Annotated in this window: 18 protein-coding genes and 3 tRNA genes; 2 read left to right on the top strand and 19 right to left on the bottom strand. The window is 46.5% G+C overall.

What is annotated here, in order from left to right; genetic code table 11:
- Window positions 1-112: 112 nt before the first annotated feature.
- The 7 genes from VE23_RS07055 to VE23_RS26410 form a co-directional block, all read right to left on the bottom strand.
- Window positions 113-1,672 (bottom strand): HNH endonuclease, encoded by a 1,560-nt coding sequence (locus VE23_RS07055; protein ID WP_049867641.1) that lies wholly within the window; start codon window positions 1,670-1,672, stop codon window positions 113-115.
- Window positions 1,673-1,686: 14 nt separating this feature from the next.
- The gene (locus tag VE23_RS07060) at window positions 1,687-2,847 is read right to left on the bottom strand and encodes a hypothetical protein (protein ID WP_157053920.1); all 1,161 of its coding nucleotides are present in this window, start codon (window positions 2,845-2,847) and stop codon (window positions 1,687-1,689) included.
- A 737-nt stretch (window positions 2,848-3,584) separates the two neighbouring features.
- Window positions 3,585-4,067, bottom strand: a complete 483-nt coding sequence (locus VE23_RS07065) for a hypothetical protein (protein ID WP_049867643.1) — start codon at window positions 4,065-4,067, stop codon at window positions 3,585-3,587.
- Between the two features lie 13 nt (window positions 4,068-4,080).
- The gene (locus VE23_RS26405) at window positions 4,081-4,731 is read right to left on the bottom strand and encodes a hypothetical protein (protein WP_157053921.1); all 651 of its coding nucleotides are present in this window, start codon (window positions 4,729-4,731) and stop codon (window positions 4,081-4,083) included.
- Window positions 4,732-5,183: 452 nt separating this feature from the next.
- Window positions 5,184-6,479, bottom strand: coding sequence for a DEAD/DEAH box helicase family protein (locus VE23_RS07075; RefSeq protein ID WP_049867645.1), 1,296 nt, complete (start codon window positions 6,477-6,479; stop codon window positions 5,184-5,186).
- Window positions 6,480-6,481: 2 nt separating this feature from the next.
- Window positions 6,482-6,670: a hypothetical protein gene (locus VE23_RS07080; protein ID WP_049867646.1), complete on the bottom strand. Its 189-nt coding sequence runs from the start codon at window positions 6,668-6,670 to the stop codon at window positions 6,482-6,484.
- 432 nt (window positions 6,671-7,102) lie between these two features.
- Entirely contained in the window at window positions 7,103-7,363 is a 261-nt protein-coding gene (locus tag VE23_RS26410) for a hypothetical protein (RefSeq protein WP_157053922.1), read from the bottom strand.
- Window positions 7,364-7,551: 188 nt separating this feature from the next.
- On the opposite strand from VE23_RS26410, the gene VE23_RS07085 reads away from it, so the two are divergent.
- The gene (locus tag VE23_RS07085) at window positions 7,552-7,749 is read left to right on the top strand and encodes a hypothetical protein (RefSeq protein ID WP_049867647.1); all 198 of its coding nucleotides are present in this window, start codon (window positions 7,552-7,554) and stop codon (window positions 7,747-7,749) included.
- Between the two features lie 47 nt (window positions 7,750-7,796).
- Here the strand turns inward: VE23_RS07085 and VE23_RS07090 are convergent, their stop codons facing one another.
- The gene (locus VE23_RS07090) at window positions 7,797-8,198 is read right to left on the bottom strand and encodes a hypothetical protein (protein WP_049867648.1); all 402 of its coding nucleotides are present in this window, start codon (window positions 8,196-8,198) and stop codon (window positions 7,797-7,799) included.
- Window positions 8,199-8,328: 130 nt separating this feature from the next.
- On the opposite strand from VE23_RS07090, the gene VE23_RS07095 reads away from it, so the two are divergent.
- A complete protein-coding gene (locus tag VE23_RS07095) occupies window positions 8,329-8,955 on the top strand; it encodes an excalibur calcium-binding domain-containing protein (RefSeq protein WP_049867649.1) in 627 nt (208 codons plus the stop codon).
- 1,204 nt (window positions 8,956-10,159) lie between these two features.
- On the opposite strand, the gene VE23_RS07100 is transcribed toward VE23_RS07095, so the two are convergent.
- From VE23_RS07100 to VE23_RS07150, 11 genes are all read right to left on the bottom strand, one after another.
- The gene (locus VE23_RS07100; protein WP_049867650.1) at window positions 10,160-10,345 is read right to left on the bottom strand and encodes a hypothetical protein; all 186 of its coding nucleotides are present in this window, start codon (window positions 10,343-10,345) and stop codon (window positions 10,160-10,162) included.
- Window positions 10,346-10,567: 222 nt separating this feature from the next.
- Complete coding sequence (locus tag VE23_RS07110; protein WP_049869655.1) at window positions 10,568-11,512, bottom strand: tyrosine-type recombinase/integrase; 945 nt, start codon at window positions 11,510-11,512, stop codon at window positions 10,568-10,570.
- Between the two features lie 174 nt (window positions 11,513-11,686).
- A tRNA-Leu gene (locus tag VE23_RS07115) sits at window positions 11,687-11,772 on the bottom strand.
- A gap of 110 nt (window positions 11,773-11,882) precedes the next feature.
- Complete coding sequence (locus VE23_RS07120) at window positions 11,883-13,118, bottom strand: MFS transporter (protein WP_049867652.1); 1,236 nt, start codon at window positions 13,116-13,118, stop codon at window positions 11,883-11,885.
- 128 nt (window positions 13,119-13,246) lie between these two features.
- A complete protein-coding gene (locus VE23_RS07125; RefSeq protein ID WP_048744883.1) occupies window positions 13,247-13,732 on the bottom strand; it encodes a MarR family transcriptional regulator in 486 nt (161 codons plus the stop codon).
- 175 nt (window positions 13,733-13,907) lie between these two features.
- A tRNA-Ile gene (locus VE23_RS07130) sits at window positions 13,908-13,984 on the bottom strand.
- A gap of 43 nt (window positions 13,985-14,027) precedes the next feature.
- Window positions 14,028-14,101 (bottom strand) — tRNA-Met (locus VE23_RS07135).
- A 75-nt stretch (window positions 14,102-14,176) separates the two neighbouring features.
- A complete protein-coding gene (locus tag VE23_RS26960) occupies window positions 14,177-14,341 on the bottom strand; it encodes a hypothetical protein (protein ID WP_164762992.1) in 165 nt (54 codons plus the stop codon).
- A 150-nt stretch (window positions 14,342-14,491) separates the two neighbouring features.
- Entirely contained in the window at window positions 14,492-16,075 is a 1,584-nt protein-coding gene (locus VE23_RS07140) for an extracellular solute-binding protein (protein WP_232316824.1), read from the bottom strand.
- A complete protein-coding gene (locus VE23_RS07145) occupies window positions 16,072-16,956 on the bottom strand; it encodes an ABC transporter ATP-binding protein (protein ID WP_048744881.1) in 885 nt (294 codons plus the stop codon). Before VE23_RS07145 ends, VE23_RS07140 begins: the two co-directional genes overlap by 4 nt.
- 7 nt (window positions 16,957-16,963) lie before the next feature.
- Complete coding sequence (locus VE23_RS07150) at window positions 16,964-19,867, bottom strand: ABC transporter permease (RefSeq protein ID WP_049869656.1); 2,904 nt, start codon at window positions 19,865-19,867, stop codon at window positions 16,964-16,966.
- Window positions 19,868-19,870: the final 3 nt, after the last annotated feature.

Here is a 19,870-nt window from a genome sequence, read left to right on the forward strand (position 1 = left end):
TACTAATTTGCACTATAGATATGCTTTCGAATCTATTGGACTATTCACAATTGTCTTCCAATCGAGATAAAGTATATACATATTATCCCTTCACTAGCGATTTCGAATATGCTCATTTAGCTTTTATACTCTCTGCTAATCTCTCCACTGTAATCATGGGCTTTCTATGTATCATTCTATGACAGTTACTACACAGCATCGCAATATCTTCGACTTTTGTCGTTTCACCTTCCCTCATTTCAGAGATCAACTTCTTATGATGCACTTCAATGAAATCAACACCTCTAACCCCATATACCTGTTGAAAATCAAACTTGCAAGCTTCACAGAATAAGCGACCATGCTTTTTAATAAACAACCGCTTGGCTTCCTTGATTAGCTTGGGATTCCTTTCACGCTTCTTATGAAGCACAAATGCGATTTTCCCTTCTGGATACTCTTTCCCCTCATCAGCTTGAACATCACTACCTGTTTTCTCGTCCTGTTGTTCATTTTTTGTAATGCCATTCAATGCTAAAATAACTGGCTCATTTAGATTACGATCAGCTGGATGGTCATCACATTCCTGTTCCATCAGATCAATCGCCTCAGCAACTGAAAGTCCCTTAAACAAACCCTTAAAAGCCTTCTTCAAGCCTAAATGATGAAGGATACCCATGGCCTGATAACCCCGACTCCATTCTGGATCAAGTTTTAGGGTATGCTCATCAATCCATCGGTGAGTATTACCATTGAAAAGGTACTCATACACCACTTTGCTTCTCAGTTGATCGCTATAGGATAAGAACTCTCTATCGCGTGATACTGGTTCTGGAAGCGGGATTTCTCTTTTAATATCGGAAACTCTAGGGAGATTATTATTCCATTGCTTTAATAGTTCCTCTGCTTGTATGGCTGATAGCAAGTAGTTAGTATTATTGCTCATTTTGAGAATTAACAGATTAGATAATACAGGATTACTCTTCAAAAGTTCCCTACTAAGATGGTCACCTTCAAGTGCCAATTCCTCTATGTGCAGTGGAACTCTTGGCAGGATTTCATTGGCATCACTTGGTGTTATCCAAAATTCAGAAGTTACATCTTTTCTGGATACAGGCAAGCCTGTAACTGTCGCTTTAGCTACTACACCGCCATAGCCCCTTTTCCCCGCATCAGAACGCCATATATAAACCGTATCCCCGATTTGTATGTCGTTCACATAATGTTCCTGTCTGATCGACCAAACAATATCTTGATTTTCTCGCAAGTAATCATCTACTTTAAAACGACTAGGGTTGCCTTGAAAAACCCATGTATTTCTGCGGGCTCGTTCCAGTTTTTCAAATTGACCTTGTGTTGCCAAATATTTTTCTAAGTTGTTATGTAACTCTATATTTGTATCCTTTACCCATGGGTCTCCACTTTTTCTATCATCTTTATAATGGACCATTGTTACAACGTTTCTCTTAAATATTGAAGGGTCGTAGGAAAGAAGCCACTCAAATGCACCATATTTCGCCTTGGTTAAACCTTCGTAAACGTCCTCGAAGATAACTTTATTTTTTCTGAGCAATGTGAGTTTGTAGTTATCAACCCAGTACTTTGCAGTAATAATATAGTATTCAGTCTCTTCACCTCTTCCCTTCACATACTCCTTGTTTGCAAGACTTTCTTTATACTTACGTTCATCCATGCTGAACCCCCTCTTTACTTGGTAGGCTTATATAGGGTTACATACGGCGTTTTCCACGAATCACCATAAACCTTTGTTACAAGCTCGATATGTTCTTGGGAAGCACTTTGTTCAATTTCATCTAAGAATTGTATAAATTCTTCTCTTTTCGATTGAGAGAATATTTTTGTAGGGAACCCAATTCTATCAACCAAAGGCTTTTCGTTTAAGTAACTTGCACACTCGTTATCAATGAACATTGCATCACAATAAGGAAGAAATGTTGAAATCATTTCAATATCGTTTACCGTCCCCCTATTAGGCGGTTGCTTTCTACCTGCCGCGGCTTTACGTGCAATCGATGCAAACAATGAAGCTGACAAATGTAAAAAAGGCAAGTTATCGAAATTGGCTGTTTTGAAATACTCTACGATTTTTGACAATTTCAATAGTTCATCTTCCACGCCATGTTCACCCAATACCTTCAACATCATGTTGACATGCCTAACGGATGAAGAAGGAAGAAGTGCTTCATAGTCTTCAAAATCATCAAGTTCGGAATTATTCCATACTTCGTACAACTTTAGCTGATGCTTAAAATACATATTAAGGGTGCCTTTACCAAACGCTTCAACTTCATTCTTGTACCAATAATTGAAGTCCGTATTCTTCGATTCACTCCACAACCGAAATACGCCCTCTATTGCAGAATAGGACTGATTTCTATGCTTTAGCAGGGCTTCAATGGCTTCCATATTTATCTCACGATTTACTGAAATAATAAACCTACTCGTCCAGGAATTTATGCTTCCGTGTACAATATCATCTATATCAAGATTAAGAGCATTAGAGTTTTTACCAACCAGCCAGTTAGTGAAGTGTTCGTGTAATTGAAAATTCTTGATTGTTTCTTTATCATAGAATGTTTTTCCATGGCTTAATAACTCATACATTCTCTTTAACTCTTTATAGAATGCTGTAACTTGGGATTCATTATCATGGTATTCAGAATCGGGACAGACTACTAGCTGTAACTTAGACAAACTATCTAATCTTTCAAACAAACGTAGCCAAAAATCATCGATTCCCTTTTTATTTGCTTTAGTATTAGGATTTAATACTTTCATCATATTGCTAATTACAAACTGATCTAAATAGATGACTTTCTTGTTTATTTTTGGAAGCACGGAAGACACAGATCGTTCATTACCTTTTGGGTACAAACAGCTCCTACATCTTCTAGTGTAAGAGTTCTCATAAATAGATAATATCCCGAATGTTTCCCCGTTGCATTTTGGACAAGTTATGTATGGACCTGAAATCATATCTCGCGGGTCAAACTGTAAGTACCCCAAAATAATCCCCCCATCGCAACTAGAGGTATTCTTACATCACCTTGGAAACAGTTTAACATTATGAATCATTATTCAGCCATGTTTTTCCCCCCATAAAGAAACAAAGCATCCTAGCCTAGCTGGATACTTTGTTTGCCATCTAATATTCATTGAACCTTCTACAAAAGTATTCGGCTTCATACCAACCTTCTTCATTGCTTCTACCGCTGTAATTGCTCCATTCTTCCATTTATCATAAACTGCTATGAACTCTTTTGTGATTTCCCTCTTAGGTCGTTTTGAGCAACCTCGATGCCTTCTGCTTGACATTGTTTGATATTCTCTCTTTCAAGTTCGTATAATTCACCGAATACAGTAAACCATGCGGAAAACGAAATGCTGTTATGCTTGATGCTCCAATTGCTTATTAAATGCTAAAGGAGCGAGTACTCTCAACAATCAAAGAGTCGTTCGCTTCTTATGTTTAAGTGTAACATTCACGATATTGTAATCTAAAGCAGTGCTCAATATTATCACTCCTTGAAATAAAATAAGCCTATAAGCATTTAAGTTGCTTGTAGGCTTTCGTTATTTATTACTTATTCTACATCGTCATTCTCTTCGCCACGCATGACACGTACAGTTTCCTCGCGAGCTTCCTTTCCAAGAAGATGAAAAGGCAATATTCGAGGATGATGCTTCCGCATCTTCAACCAGTACTCGATATTCTTAATAGCATCAAGAGCATTTGAATCATAGTATTTCTCCAAGCAATTAGGATTAGAACATTGTGCGCCATACTTAACTCTCACGCTCAACAATACCTTATTTGATTTCAATGGAACATCAAGTTCGACATTCTTTACTTCATCACAGCCACACATTACGCACTCCAATAGGTTCGGTGCGCCTTCCTGATAATCAGGCTTTAACTTCCGCGCTTCATATTTTGCCTTTTCTTGTATAAGCTCATCTTTTCCAAGAAGAAGTTCCCATAACTCCTCTAAACTTTTGCCTTGGAGAGAATCAGGGACATTATCATTGTCTGGGTTTTTTTCATTTTCCCGCTCCTTAAAAGTCAATAAAACTGATCTTCTATTGAGTCCTTAATCTCGCCGCAAACACTCCCTTCCTTTCAGCTACCAATTCAATAGTTTGATTATTCACGAAATATTCCTTAATCTTCAGACTCCCGAAAAGTTCAATAACAACATGTATAGCAAGCCCCAGCCTTAAAGCACGATCAATAAATGCCATATGAACCTCGTCTCTTGATTCTAATAAGTGGTCAATATCGCTTATCCATCTTATAGCCAGATACTCACTGTAACAGGCATTAACTCTATTGATATATTCAGCAGTAGTCATTCTATGCTTCTCGGCGATATAGTCTACAATGCCTTTCCACTTATCTTCCGATATCCCGTGCCTAGCACCGTAACGCTCATACCAAATAAATGGATTCATTGCACCTTTTGAAGCGTTTATTGAACGGTGAAATGGAATTGTGTTTGCATTTGTGGTTCCACCAATGCCATATTTTGTTACAATCGTTCCCCAGAATATCGGAATAAAGTGATCCAGTTGCACATCAGAAGCTTTTCCCGTTAAAGCGCAACTACGATTGAATGTACAAAGAACTTTTTCTCTCTGCCATGACCTTAAAGTATTGGCTATTGCTTTCATGCGTTTTTCTCTTAATTTACGTGGATACTTATGTTTTTCATCCTCATTATCATGATTCATCTTGTTGTTTCGCCTTCTTCTATGATGTATTTGAACATGTTAAGTAAAAGGATAGCATAAGACAAAAGATAAGTTAACTTTATCTTGATAAAATGCCAAATAAAGTACTATTTAATTTTGATATGAAGTGCCTGACGCGGACAACGCTCCGCTTTTGTCCTTGTCACGATTCGAACGCTTCGCTTTTCGAATCGTTTGGGTCACAGTATGAGAAAGAGCTATATTTTCACTTCAATCACATGTTACATACTTACCATCTATTTAAAAAGGTGGGGAAATAAAATGATACTATTAAGACGCTGCACAACGAAGTTGTGCGGCGGCAAATAGTATCATTTTTTTCTTCACCCTATTAGAATTATTTTTCAACTTCTTCTTTTAAGGAATTTGAAAGAATAACCTTTGTTTTACTGGCTCTTTTCGTGGTACTTAGGCAGTGTGGTTGCCTGGATTTATAGGTGCCAGTCATTGGGTGGCTGATTAATGATCGCACCCATTGGAGCTTCTTCAAAATCCTCACTAGATAAATATCTTTGTAGTAACCCACGCATTCTACTACTTGGGATATAGATATTTATTGGTTCACCATCACGAATGCGACTTCTCCAAATCCATTGTATAAGTTCTGATAAAGCCCAAGCTTCTGTATCTATTGTAATGCCCATTTGTCTAAAGAACCCTGCTTCTATCGGTCGCATATACCTATTTGCTAAATATACAAGATTGTATTTCTCTCTAAAGGCATTAGTCGCCCTTGCAGTAACTGATATATAAGAATCTGCATATGATCTTGGCGCAACACGCTTCTTAAATTTCTCTTTACTACCACCTTTAAATGTTGTCCAAAGTGCATTGGTGTTGTTTGCCTTATTTTTATTTGTTAGAAAGTTATAAGCATTGTTCTTCAACTTTTCAAATTCTTTTTTATTTTTAGCATTTCCAAACCAGCTATACGATAAAGTACTGCTTTTATTCCCAATATCATTTAAATTTCCTTCATATATTGTTATATTATCTGCCAATATGGTCTTATTTAATTTCTCTCTGTATTCATAAGGTACAAGTTCGTAATCTCCACCAGAAAATACAACAGATAAGTACTTATATCGAATTTGGTACAAATCAAAATAGTATCTTTGAAGTTGACCCTTAAAGAGATAAGTTAGTATATAAACTTGTTCAAATAAATTAAAAATTTCTACAGGAAAAGACCATATTAAAGCTGAATTTTGATAATGGAGTAATGAATTGGAAAGAGCCATCCTTTTTATATCATTGAATCTACTATCATGACTTATATCCTCATTCCACTGAATGTATTCAAGTCCATTATCTCCCTCTTCAATACTAATTGCTCCTGCATTCTTTAACAGCTCCAAGTCATTTTTCTTTAATTCAACTTGCTTAATAACATTCAAAACCTCGTCAAGTATGAGAAAGTAGTTATTAGCTTGGAGTAGCTTTCTTGTATACACATCTGCTCTCATAAACAGATTGTGTGTAGTACAAATATTCTTGCCTTCTCTAAGTAATCTGTGTAAATCATCCAACTTAGTATCGCCAAGCTCATTATGCGGTTCATAAAAAATTCTACTTGTTACTGCTTCTTTCACTCTTGAAACCTCTTCAAGATATGGGGTTACATAAATAAACTTGTATTCATCTAACGGAACAGAGTTCATATATTGAATAGCCCAAGAAGTTTTCCCATAACCGCAAGGCGCATCTATGACGTTAACAGTTGTCATTTTCACATTTCTCCTTTCACAAATTGTTTAAGTTTTGTCTTTAGCTCATCTGAGATCACATATGATTCATTATGAAGCCATCTACTCAAATGTTCTCTCGATACTCCACACTCAGTAGCAATGAAAATAGTGGGCGTTCCGAACCTCTTCTGTACCTTGAATAATGCTTGGCGTAATTCCTTGTCATTCATCTTTAAAATCTCTCCTTTGTGAATTAGTGAACTTGTGATGTAATCAGCAAAAATAAAACCTCCGAGATATCTTCTCGGAGGTTTTCATTACTAATAATGATAATACAGGGAGTGTTTCTACTGTTTCGGCATATCGCTATTTCAAAGGTTTTAAGGCGCATTAAAGGTTTGAAAGGTTTATAAGCTTTGCAACGTTTGAACTACATTAAATCTCTAAATAATAAGGATAAATCAGGAACTTTGGAAGTCTATTTTTTTCTCCAATTTCCCTGTTATAGTTTGCTCTATTTTCTTTTTTTGTAATGATATAATATAAGATGATGTTTGCACTTTTTACTTTTCCTTTTCCAAATGCCTTACACGTTCGGCTAGTTGCTTCATCCTTCCGTTTTTGGGCATAAAAAAGAGCACCCTGCGTGGGTGCCGTTTTAATCATTTTTCAACATAATTATTCTCAATCTCATTTATACCTTTTCCAGTAATCTTTAATTCCAGTTCGGCCGTTGATTGTCTTAGCAGTGTTAAATATCCGTTATCAATCAGCCAAATATAGTCCAGGTACCCCGGACCACTTAATCCACTTAAATCAACTGACTTGATTCGCTGTCCTCTTTCGTGCGTCCGGTACACCGCAAGCAGGGTTTTCTTTCGCTGGTTCAATCTAGCATTATATTCATCAGGTGTTAATTTCAAATTTCCACCTCCCCTCTCCCTAGCAGTATGCAGTATCTTCCAAATTCCTGCAATATCTGCTATGATGAGGGAAATCGCAAAGCATGCGTCGAAGAGCCGAGGGAAGCATCCCCCGCTCTTTTTTCTGTACAAATTAGTGCAGTGAACCGATGTATCCTGTAGAATGAATGTCTGCAGGAGGGATCAACTTGAACGCCCCAAAGAACAAGATACTCAGACAAAACAAGCACTTCTTCGTTGCGATGTTGTCGCAGACGCCTGTATCCGTCTGGATGCACGGCGAGTTGCTGGACTACGGCGGCATCATCCAGATGGTCGATCCGGTCCGCGTGAAAATCGATGACATGTACTACTTACGCGATGTCTGCGAATTCCGGATACGATAAGAGCCCGTGGGATCTCTCCCCGGGCTCTTGCTCATACGACTAAGCGTTCATATAGTCTTGCGGTCGCCGAACAGCTTGTGAATGTAATCGTCAACGAGTTGCTGGCGCATGAACTCTGCCTCTTGATGCGTCAGCTCTAGTTCCCCAGGAAACGAGCGGCATGTGTAGCTTACCACGATCATCCCCCGCCGCGGCACGATCTGCCTGACATGGATGCGCTCGTTTGAGAGCCTCCGACGCTCACTCAGGAGCTCCTCATTCATCCGCTTGGACACGACCTCTAATGCCATATGGCTGACTCGCTGCAAAACACCTTTGTAATCCAGCAGGTTCTCTCTGCTCTCGTTGATGACTGGCCGCATCAGCTGCAACGCGACCACCCGCTTTACAGCCTCTTCTTCATCTGGTTTAAGCCGGCCTTCGTCTGGCCATGGTTTTGCAGTCCCCATTTGACTCACCTCATGGAGAGTATTATATGACGAACATGCGTTCTTAATCCATTAGAAATTTTTGTTGCTTGATCTAGTGCTCGATACCTATAATTACCAGTGTACATATTACTTAATAGGGGAGCATTACATGAAGAAAATTGTCACGACATTGTTGTCCATCGTCCTCATCCTTTCCTTCGTCGTGTCGCCAGTTACTGCCGCCGGAACCACTGCAAAGCCCAAGTATGACCTGACGATCACATTTCCGTCCGACAAGTACCCGGAGACAGCAGCGCATATCCGCAAGGCAATCGCAGCCGGCAAGTCAGCTGTCTGCACGATAAATCGAGATGGCGCTGCGGCCAACCGCGAACTGTCCCTCGCGAACATCGCAACAAAGAAGGGATACGACCGCGACGAATGGCCGATGGCGATGTGTAAAGAAGGCGGCAAGGGTGCGCACGTCGCATACGTGAAGTCCTCCGACAATCGCGGGGCCGGCTCCTGGGTCGGCAACAAGCTCCACGACGTTAAGGACGGCAAGCGCGTCCTGTTCGTTGTCCCTGCCCCTAAGAGCAGCACCAAGACGAGCACGGCAACAGCAAAGCCTAAAGCGACAGCAACCCCTAAACCGAAAGCGACCGCCGCGCCAACAAACGTCTATTACAAAAACTGCACAGCGGTTCGAGCAGCCGGCAAAGCGCCTCTTTACGTCGGAGATCCTGGATACAGCACCAAGCTTGACCGAGACAAAGATGGCGTTGCATGTGAATGAGCCCTTCGGGGCTTTTTCTTTTACCCTCAGCCAAACTGCCGATCAGTTCGGCAGCTCGGTTCAAAGTGCGACGATTATTGTGACGCTCGTCGCGGGCGCCTGCGATCCGGGCCTTTGCCGATGCAGTCTCGGCTCTACCTTTTAAAGTGTTTTAACCACGATAAAATTCTTTGAAAGCTTACAAAGGTTTTAAACCTTTCAACGAGGTTAAAATACTTTCTGCTAACTTATATACGTCTAGTGGTAGAAACATTACAGCATTATGACCCTTCATTGGTGAAAATCCTAAAAGTATCATTTTTTTCCGATCAGATATAAATAGAGTTAATCACTATATAATATACTGTTTTATATAAAACTATATATATTATTATTCTATTTATATAGGTGCGGAAAAAAATGATACTTTTAGGAAAAAGAACGTAAAAGACAAATAAAGTACCGTCTTTTCATCTTACAATACCTAATGGCTTTCAAGATCAAATTTGTGTCTCGATGGGACAACTAATCACCTGTCAATGCGTAACCTCGTAGTGACCCCTTTCTGCTCGTCTCAGACCCAAATTAAGGAGTCCATGACCTCTAATCATGGACTCCCTTAATCGTATACACCTTGTCGAGAAACTTGTTACCGAGCACTCTCCTTTTACTTTCCAACGATTCATAGTTTCAAGCCGCTGGGTGTAGTTTTGGATTTTACATTCAGCAGCACATAATCCCGCTTATTGTGAGAGTGCTATCGTAAATAGCTACATATTCACGACAGTGTCTTATCGTGGCTACGAAGACGATCTAGGAAGAACTAAGGGCTATCGCTCGTATATCGAGGTTGTAAATCTGAGAGTATGTGTTACCGCGCTGTAATGGATAACCCTTTGATTTCCAGCTGTAAACCACCCCCCTCAACGGCTGCTTTTTCCATAATTGTGATTATGGGGAAAGTGGAAAACTTCATTCCGCTACTAAGTATTTTGTCAACACTTTCAATCTTTGCATAAGCAACACGAATTTTTTTTGTACGGTTTCAAATATTGATGTGTTAATCTTTCGTATCGCGAAAATCTAATTACTAATAATAGAGAGTAAGTATCAGAATCGTTATACTGCAATTCGATCATCCCTTAATAGTTATGGTGAACTAATCGAAAAACACACGATTAAAAAAATACCATGACAACTGTCATGGCTAATTGTTGTATGAAACTTATTCTTGTATCAACGTAACAACTCCATCCTCTAAATACACATATCTACCGCCGTAATAAACCCACTGTTCATGAACACCATACTTGGTAGTTGTTTTGTTAATCTTGCTTGGTTTTCCCCAAGTCGATTCCAAAACTTCCTCTTCCCGAACAAGCTGTTCGTACTTAGCAAACTCTTTACTCATTTTACGACCTCCAACTCAAATGAAGCCAACAACAATTCCCTTTCCACTCTCAAACACTCAATTTCGGCTCTTATAGCTTCTCTACGCTCTGGACGAGTACATTTACCGATATGTTCCAGAGCAAGCTTAGAATGCTTCCTCGCGAGTTCTAATAACCTCTGGGCTGTAGCGTTATCCTCCATAGCCAACCAAACACTTTTCCTCGTTATCATTGGTTAAACCTCACTTCCTCTCAATTTTCCGTAATCGTTTCTTCTGAGGAAGTATCCTATTAACAGGAGAAGCCATCAAATGTTGCTCTTTAACATCGCTGTTCATTAACCTTACGTATCGTTTGGTCATTGTCATATCTACATGCCCTAACATCATTTGAAGTGCAAAAGCATTTCCTTTGCCGCGCAGAAACATAATAGAAAATGCATGTCGTAAAGCATAAGGATGAAAGCGAGTCCCAAGCTTCTTACAATACTTTTCGATTCTGTCTCCCCAAGTGTGGCGACTTAGCGGCTTACCTTCGTTTGTACAAAAGAGCGGTGCATTGTTTTTCCATTCATCAGGTCGTACAGACAACAATTCATCAATTGCTTTTGCCGTTTGTGGTGAGATATGAAGTGTGCGTGACATTCTTGTCTTAGCCTTCTCAGCATCCACTGTAAGTTCACATGCACGGCCATTGTAATCAGACTCCATCAAACTGAAAGCTTCTTTAGGGCGTATGCCGCTATCTAAAAAGACTAGTAGCAGAGCGTAATCGCGCAACCCAGCATATGTACTTTGGTCAGGTAGCTGAAGCAGATCAATAAGTACGTTCTCATCAATATGAACGATCTTTCCTTCATCCTTACGCTTTTTAAAACCATCTAATGGATTATCAGACAGCACCCCTTGCTCAACACACCATTTTAAAAAGGTACGTAAATAAACTAAGCGGTTGTTATACGTTGCTGGTTTGATGTTCTCTTGCCCCAAGTGTTCAAATAACGATTTTTCCAATTGTTCATAAGACTCCGTTGCATTGGGAAACCGTTTGAAGAACAAATTAAAGTGAGTAGTGTAATCAAGAATTGTTTGTTCACTCAGGTTGTTCGCTTTCTTCCAATTGATAAACTGCATGAATGCTTCTTCCATCGTTGCTGGTGCTGTTTTCTTCACCTTATTCAATCGCATTGCCAACGAAAAAAACCTCCTTCGACTGCATCTGATTTTAGTCAGATACTGCAAAGGAGGTATTATTGGCTTTCAATAAATCCTGTGTACTTAATTTAAACACACAGGACTATCATTTTTTAATACAAGTAAGTATCCTCAGAAACCCTTATATATCAAGGTTTCATCAAGAAGTGCCGAGGACGGGGATCGAACCCGTATGGTAGTCACCTACCGCAGGATTTTAAGTCCTGTGCGTCTGCCAGTTCCGCCACCTCGGCTTGTTGGGGCAATGCCTGTTTCAAACATTGACGAAGCGTAGCATAACATATTTAGCCAGCGAACGTCAATAAAATAATCTACAGATGGACCATCGATGTCAGACAAGCATCTACACGCTTGCATGCGTTCTCTTATACAAAACCGGTATTGCCGCAGCGATAAGGATCATGCCCATAATAGCGGGTGCGGCATGGCCAAGCGATACATAGATCCAACCTCCAAGGATAGGCCCGATCATTCTGGCTAAAGCTTGGATCGATTGGCTGCCTCCTTGGATCCTTCCTTGTTCGCTGGAATCGACAGACTTGGATAACATCCCATTGAAGGAAGGCCCGAAGATCGAATCGCCAAAGCCAAAGATAAACATGCCGGCGATTAAAAGGGGATAGAACGAGAACAAAGCCGATGCCGCAATAAGACCATAACCGATTATCTCCGAGACCATCCCCAGAGCCGCTATCTGCTTATCGCTGTATTTCACCAAAAGCTTCGGCATGATGAACCCTTGCGAAAGAATATCCTGGACTCCCAGGATGGAAAACATAAGTCCGATCCATACAGGCTTCCAGCTGAACGTATCCATCGTGAACTGGGAAAAAACAGCCTGCAAGGATCCGTTGGGTATCCATAGCAAAAACGCGGAAATCAGCAGCCTGTTCAAGTTTTTCATGGAAAGCAGGCTTGCAAGCTGCGTGAATGGATTCAGCCTTGTCAAGGCAATCTTTTTCAGCCTATTTTTCTTGCCAAGGCTCTCGGGCATGAAAAAGAATCCGTACCCGACGTTCACTGCCGTAATCAGGGCTCCAAAGTACATGGGCACCGAATACCCGAACTTGGCAAGCAATCCGCCCAGTGTCGGCCCGATGACGGTTCCCGCCCCTACGACCGCACTCACCCATCCAAAGTACTTGGTTCTCTGCTCAGAAGGAATGATGTCGGCAAAATAGGCGAAGATCGTGCTGATGCTCCCGCCTGTTATGCCTTCAATTATGCGCCCCGCAAACAGGATCCATAAAGCTCCTCCCAGACCGAAAATAAAGTACCCGATTGCCGAACCTAGAAGGCACGCCAGAAGCAGTGGACGACGGCCGTATCTGTCGCTCAACGCTCCAAGTGCGGGAGCCGCAAAAAATACGCAGAACGCATAAACAGAGGACAAAAGCGTGACAACGACAGCTTGCTCTCCCGGACTGCTTGTGTACGGCTGCACTAAAAACGGCATGACAGGTGTGATGATGCTGAAGCCGAGTCCGCAAAGAAACACAGAGATGAGACCGAATAACAAGGCATGCTTATCTATCGTATGTTCGGTGTTCGGTTTTGGATGTGATCTGGATTTGAACACTTGATTTCTCCCTTCGAATTTTGATTCCTTGGAAACGAAATGATCATATCAAATCTTTGTTTCCTAGTCAACAAAATAAAGCCCATAAAAAAGCAGCCTGTTCTCCAAAGAGCCAGGCTGCTTTCGTTTCATGATTCCCTTTTATCCAGCTTGATATCCAGATCCTGTTTCTTTATTTCGGCATCCAAATGCTTTCTATACTTGTCCACAAAGCTGATCATGCTGTCCAGCTGCTCCTCGGTTACCTGCTCGAATACGGCTTTATCCCGCTCTTGAAATTCTTTGTGCAGGTCCTCATGGATATTGTAAATGACTTTCCCTTGCTCCGTAAGCCTGAAATAAATTTCTTTTTTGTTGTCCGACTTCCGGTAGCTTTCGATAAGGCCTCTTTTCAGGAGCTTTTTCGTCATTTTGCTTATGGCGCCGCGAGTCATATAAAAGGATTCCGCAAGCTTAGTCACGTTGGAGTCTTCATTTTTTTCGATGTATTCGATGCAATGGACTTCAGACGGCTTAAACCCCTTCAGGCTGTCTTCCATTTTATCCTTATTGATCAAAATCATTTTGTTCAGCAAGTCCCTGAACCCCATAATGACCTGCTCTTGTTTGTTCATGGACTGCCCTCCCGCCCGTCGCCGCATCAACGATATTTGGACTACAGCAAATGGCCTCTATCCGACAGATCGGCTGCGGGATATATGGAAGGAGCATGGGCTGATCATCCGCCGGCCGGCTTCCTTATGGCCTATAAATAAAAAAAGCCTTGCTCCGCAAGGATTCAACTTACATTGGTGGGCCCTGCAGGACTCGAACCTGCGACCAATCGGTTATGAGCCGACCGCTCTAACCAACTGAGCTAAGGGCCCTTTTTGTGTCAAAAAGGTAAGATGCTGATCAGGACTAAGTAAGTTGCGGGGGCAGGATTTGAACCTGCGGCCTTCGGGTTATGAGCCCGACGAGCTACCGGACTGCTCCACCCCGCGTCGTCCAAAAAAAGAAAGGTTCCGTTTGGAACACAAGGATAAATATACAATAAAAGCTTCCCGAAAGTCAACTTCCTATGGCAAATATCTGACGCCGTATTTTCCCTTCCTCGACTGGAACACTTCGATCTCGCGCGGGCATTCATATCCGTAGATCCACCAGTCGTTCTCCATCCGCTTGACCAGGCAGCCGGCCTGGAATTTGCTCTCATACAGCCTTCCCCAATAAATCCAGTTCATCAGCAAGCCCCTTCCTTTCTCTCTGCTCCTAGTTTACCCCAGCGGACTAGGAAAACATTCCAGCGTCGCGGCAAAAATGCGGGAGGCCTTGCAGCTTGAAGCCGAATAGAAAAAAGCGGTCCCGAAAGACCGCTCTTGATCGCTGGATGCTTAGCCGTTTCCGGCCGCCGCGTCTACTTTTTCCTTTTCTGTCGCTGTTCCGCCTTCCGTCGTCGCCCCGCCCTGATCCGTTCCCTTCGGATTGGCTTTGACTTTCTTGAGCAAGGCATTGCCCTTGACGGCCCATTCCTTGACGACTTCCTCCGGCGTCTTCTTGCCGGTCGCCGCTTCCTGGAACAGCTGCTGGCTGATGGAATACATTTCGTTCAGTCCCGGATATTTCGTGTAGATATCCTGCATGTTGCTCGTATCCGGCGGAATCGGCTTCAGCGTGTAGAACGCTTTGATGTTGTACTGCATGCCGTCGATCGGCTTGATGAACTCCGCACGAGCCGGAATTTCATAGGTGCTGCGGGACTTCAGCTTCGCCCATTCCTTGCTGTTCAGGAACTTGATGAAGTCCCAGGCGTCATCCGCATTCTGCGCCTTGTTGTTGATGCCGAGCGGCTGGCTGAGGTAGGAGTTTCCGCCGATGCCGGGTTTCTCCTCGAATACCGGCGCCGTCACGACATCCCAGTCCACAGGCGTAAAGTCCTTGTTTTGCGAAGCGTAATTGTTGTTGCTCTTCATTTGGGAGATGTAGCCGTAGTCCGCAACGGTCATCGCAATGTTGCCGCTGCCGAACAGATCGCCTTGGAACGGATTGTAGTTGTTGGCGCCTTCCTTGCTGGCCTTTTCGTATTTCTTGTTCAGCGCTTCGCTGAGCTTCTGGTAGCCTTCCTGATTCGGGATGGCCTTGACCTTGTACAGATCAAGAATCGTCTTGATCGCGTTGGACCATGACGTGCCGCTGTCCACGAGCATCTTTTCGGCTTTGTCGTCGAAAATTTTCAGCTGAAGCGGCTGTACGTACGTCGAGACGTCGCTGTACAGATCCGATCCGCCCCAGCGGTTGATCGTCATGCCGTACACTTGGTCCGCGCCTTCGCCGCCGCTGACTTTGCGGGCCAGATCGAACACCTGCTGCCAGGTCATATTGTCCGTCGGCGGCTGCACGCCGGCCTTCTGGAAGATCTTCTTGTTGTAGAAGAGCGCCGAGCAGGAGAATGTGGGAGACAGGACGTAGATCTTGTTGTCTCCGACCGCTTTGATGCCGTCGATCACAGTCGGCACGTAGTCGCTGATATCGAATTTGTCCTTCGTAATCAACGGATCGAGTTCCTTGAGCAGGCCGTCCTGCGTCATGCGCGGCAGATTGCTGTAATCGGCGATGACGACGTCGACGGGGTTCTTGCCCGTCAGCAGCTCCTTGAACTTCTCGTACGGATCCGGCTGCTGCTCGCCGTTCTGGCCGCGCATGTCGTTGTAGTTGATCGCGTACTCGAACTGCAGCTCGATGTTCTGATGCGTGAATTCATACGTGTCCGTGTACTGCTGGCGGATCCACTGCTCCTGATCCGGCGAGCCGTACATCATGCCGATCCGCAGCACGCGGTTCTCCGGCTTATCCGCCGTTCCCCCGCTGCATGCGCTGAGCACGGCCGATGCCATGACGAGCGACAAGCCGATGGCTGCCGTGCGGCGGACTTTGCGTCCGGCCTCTTTCTTTGTTGATTGACCCGATTCCATACTCATGCTTGTTCCCCCTCTAAAGGCTTTGGTTTCGTAATGATGATGCGCTCCCCGTCGAACTCCATGGAAGCCTTGTTGCTGATGCCGAGCGCGGACAAATATTCCTTGGGCACCTGCAGCCTGCCCGCGCGGTCGACGACCGCGTAAGCTTCGTGAACCTCCTGCAGGCCTCCCGCGCCGAATGCGGACTCATCGTCGAGATTCGGGTTGCGGCGAAGGAACTCCGTACTCGTCAGTCCGTCCCGGATCGCGACGACCCGGTCCACCTTCCCGGCCAGCGACAGGTCATGGGTGACGATGACGATGGTCAGGCCCAGCTCGCGGTTGAGCCGCCGGAAAATGTCCATGATGAGGTCGGAGGTGCGGCTGTCCACGGAGCCCGTCGGCTCGTCGGCGAGCAGCATCTGCGGCCGGTTGGACAGCGAGATGGCGATCGCCACCCGCTGCTGCTCGCCTCCCGAGAGCTGATGCAGCTTGTTGTGCATCCGCTCCTTCAGCCCGACCCAATCCAGCAGCTGCTTGGCATAGGGCCGGTCGACCTTGCCGGAGAGCATCATCGGCATCTCGACATTTTCCAGAGCGGACAGATACGGCAGCAGGTTGCGGGCATTGTTCTGCCAGATGAAGCCGACCGTATCCCGCTTGTATTTGACGAGCTGGTCGTCCGTCACCTGGAGCAAATCCCAAGGCCCGACCTTGACGCTGCCCGCCGAAGGGCGGTCGAGTCCGCCCAGAATGTTGAGCAGGGTCGACTTGCCGCTGCCGCTGTTGCCGATGATCGCCATCAGCTCGCCGTCCTGAACGCTCAAGTTCAAGCCCTGCAGGGCGACGACCTCCAGATCGTCCGTTTTGTAGATTTTGACCAAGCCTTCGCATTCGATCATGATGCCATCACCGCTCCTCTCCCATCTTGACCGCCTGATGGACCCGCAGCCTGCGGATATGAAGCAGCAGCAGCAGAGCTCCCGTCAGCATCATGAAGCCGACGACTCCGTACAGCTGCGCCGTATCCTGGCTGTTGAACACGACGCGGAACGGCGGCACGTTGCCGCTGGAGCCGTCCGTCGTCTCCAGGAAGGGCAGGAACAGGATGCTCGCGATCTTGCCGATGAGCACGCCCAGGCCGATGCTGAGGCCGGCCGTGAACAGCTGCTCCAGAAGCAGCATGCCCGTCAGCTGTCCTCGCGAGAGTCCCATCGCCCTCAGCACGCCGAACTGGACGACGCGTCCCGACAGGTTGAAGAACCAGTACAGAATATAGCCGGTCAGCGTCACGATGACGGAGACGAGGAAGCCGAGGCTGAGGATGCCGAACACCCCGCCGCGAGTCGGCAGCTTGCTCTGCGTCACGAGCTCGGTGCGCACGTCCTTCACGGATGCGAGCTCGACGCCTTGCGCCGCCAGCTTGCTCATGAGCGGGGCGACCTTCGCTCCGGGCTTCATCTTGAGCCAGACATCATAAGGAATGATCGGCACCTGATCGTAGATGTAATCCAGGTTGGCGATGATGAACGGCGACTGATCCGGATACTGGGACGGCCAATAAGGAAGGATGCCGACGACGGAGAAATCGATCATGCCGTCCGACAGTCCGACCGAGACGGTATCTCCCAGCTTCAGCTGGTACTTCTCCGCCATCGAAGTCGGAATGATCGCTCCCATGCCTTCCGCGTAGATTCCCAGATTATTGAGGTAGTTGAACGGATGGACCGGATACAGGTCGTTGCGGAACCAGCCTACTTTGGCAAAATCCACATTGTCGATCCCCATCAGCGTGCCTTGGCCGATGGAGCGTCCCGACACAACGATGCTCCCTTTCGTCTGGAGCACCCGCGCCGCCGCCTCGACCCCTTCCAGAGTGCGGAACAGCTCGAAGGGCGGCTCGCTGTATCGGATCGTAGCCGGCACCGGATTGCCTCCGCCGCCTTGGCCTCCGCCCGCTCCTCCGCCGCCTGCTCCGCCCCCGGAGCCATTGCCGCCGGAGCCGTTGCCTCCGGAGCCGTTGCCGCTGCCGCCTCCCTGCGTCGGAGGAAGCTCGGGCGATCCCGGCCATACCGTCTGCATGACCACGTCGGTGCCGTATTGGTACAGCGTCCGTTCCGTGGAGTTGAGATCGATCGTCCGGGCCGCGGAGGCGTTGTACACGCCCAGCCCCAAGGTAAGGATAAGCAGAATCATAAGCGGGTAATAACCTTTGGACGAGCGCGACAGCTGCGTCAGCGTCAAGTACAGCGGAACCGGCAGCAGCTTGCGGCCGAGCCAGTTGAACAGGCGCAGCAGCCACGGGAACAGCCGCAGGAAGAACAGTCCGAGCGAAAAAATCGCCAGCGCCGGCACGAAGAACAGGAACGGCTGCACGTTGAGCTGATCCGTCGTCATGCCGGTCTGGAACGTCAGCATCTGCCGCTGGTTGAACAGATACCAGCCGTAGCCGGTCGCTCCGAGCAGCAGGATGTCGAGAAACCATCGCTGCCATACGGGCGCCCGGTCCGAGCGGGCCAGCTGCTGCTTGTAGCCGACGATCGAAGCGCGGGCGTAGATGACCGCCGGGATGACCGTCGCCAGCATGGCCAGCAGCACCGCTGCGCATCCCGCGATGATGGCGTCGGTGGTGAAGCCGACCGGAATCGACTTGCGGTCGACGAATTGCAGGAAGCCGTTCGCCGAGCCGATGCTCTTGGCCATGAACCAGCCGAGCATCGGTCCGAGCACGAGCGCCGCGCCTCCGAGCAGCAGGCTCTCCAGCAAGTACAGCCAGACAATCTGCCTCGTTCCGGCTCCGCGGCTGCGGAGTACCGCGATGTCGCTGCGCTGCTTGTCGAGCGCCTGGCGGGCGTTCATGGCGATGAAGTAGAACACCATCGCGATCATCGGCGCCGCCAGCGTGAACAGCAGCGTCTGCAGCTGCACGCTCATCTTGCGGAATTCCTGCAAGGTCGTAGCGAAGCTGATTTCGACCTTCGTGTCGGTAAGCTTCTGGTACAGGTCGATGTTGAGCCTCTCCAGCGTCTGGCTGAGCGGAGACAGCTCGCTCGTGCGGATGTTGCGGAGATCGAACGAGTAGTACCAGCTGCTGCTGTGCACCGGAATCTTGTTCCCCGTCAGGAGGGAATCCTCCATGGCGGCATCGCTGATCAGGAAGGTGCTCATGAGCCCTTCGAGCCCTTGATACCAGTACGGATCGCTGCTTTTCTTCGGCTTGAAGGTGCCGACGACGACGACGCGGATCGATTGGTTGGAGCCGTTCGCGTAGACGGGATAATCGAATGCGTCTCCCACGTGCATATCCGCCCGGTACAAGGCATCGTCGAGAACGACGGCTTCTACCGTCCTGCCGTCTCCTTTGCCTCCCGCGAACCAGCGGCCCTGCGCCAGGTCTGCTTGGGCCTCGAGGCCGGACAGCGATTGCAGGGAGAACTGCCTCATGATGCTGGCGTCGACCTTGGTCGGATCCTCGGGCGTAATCGCGGCGCTGCGGATCGCGTAGTTCTTCACCGCGGTCTCGACCGGGAAGCCGATCATGTCCGGGACTTCCCCGCGGATATAGGCGTCCACGTTCTTCAGCGAGCCGAGATCGGTAGGACCGCCCGAGGCGGAATAGCGCATCAGCAGGGAACCGGCCGGAAGGCCCTCGCTCTTCTCCTGAAGCGACTGGGTGACGACGCGCTTCAGCGCGCCGTCCGCATACATGGGTATGCTGACCGCGAACGCGACGGCGAGCACGAGGCCCGCCAGGGAACTGAGCGTCAGCCAGCGCGTGTTCCACATTTTGCGGAACAGGAATCGAATGAGCATCAC

Source organism: Paenibacillus sp. D9, from assembly GCF_001188365.1.
Taxonomy (GTDB): Bacteria; Bacillota; Bacilli; order Paenibacillales; family Paenibacillaceae; genus Paenibacillus_O; species Paenibacillus_O humicus.

Coding starts and splice junctions, on each gene's coding strand:
- VE23_RS07095 (WP_049867649.1), top strand. CDS start 8,329: ATGAAGAAAATTGTCACGACATTGTTGTCCATCGTCCTCATCCTTTCC.
- VE23_RS07090 (WP_049867648.1), bottom strand. CDS start 8,198: ATGGGGACTGCAAAACCATGGCCAGACGAAGGCCGGCTTAAACCAGAT.
- VE23_RS07125 (WP_048744883.1), bottom strand. CDS start 13,732: ATGAACAAACAAGAGCAGGTCATTATGGGGTTCAGGGACTTGCTGAAC.
- VE23_RS26960 (WP_164762992.1), bottom strand. CDS start 14,341: ATGAACTGGATTTATTGGGGAAGGCTGTATGAGAGCAAATTCCAGGCC.
- VE23_RS07110 (WP_049869655.1), bottom strand. CDS start 11,512: ATGCGATTGAATAAGGTGAAGAAAACAGCACCAGCAACGATGGAAGAA.
- VE23_RS07100 (WP_049867650.1), bottom strand. CDS start 10,345: ATGAGTAAAGAGTTTGCTAAGTACGAACAGCTTGTTCGGGAAGAGGAA.
- VE23_RS07150 (WP_049869656.1), bottom strand. CDS start 19,867: ATGCTCATTCGATTCCTGTTCCGCAAAATGTGGAACACGCGCTGGCTG.
- VE23_RS26405 (WP_157053921.1), bottom strand. CDS start 4,731: ATGAATCATGATAATGAGGATGAAAAACATAAGTATCCACGTAAATTA.
- VE23_RS07145 (WP_048744881.1), bottom strand. CDS start 16,956: ATGATCGAATGCGAAGGCTTGGTCAAAATCTACAAAACGGACGATCTG.
- VE23_RS07080 (WP_049867646.1), bottom strand. CDS start 6,670: ATGAATGACAAGGAATTACGCCAAGCATTATTCAAGGTACAGAAGAGG.
- VE23_RS07075 (WP_049867645.1), bottom strand. CDS start 6,479: ATGACAACTGTTAACGTCATAGATGCGCCTTGCGGTTATGGGAAAACT.
- VE23_RS07055 (WP_049867641.1), bottom strand. CDS start 1,672: ATGGATGAACGTAAGTATAAAGAAAGTCTTGCAAACAAGGAGTATGTG.
- VE23_RS07140 (WP_232316824.1), bottom strand. CDS start 16,075: ATGAGTATGGAATCGGGTCAATCAACAAAGAAAGAGGCCGGACGCAAA.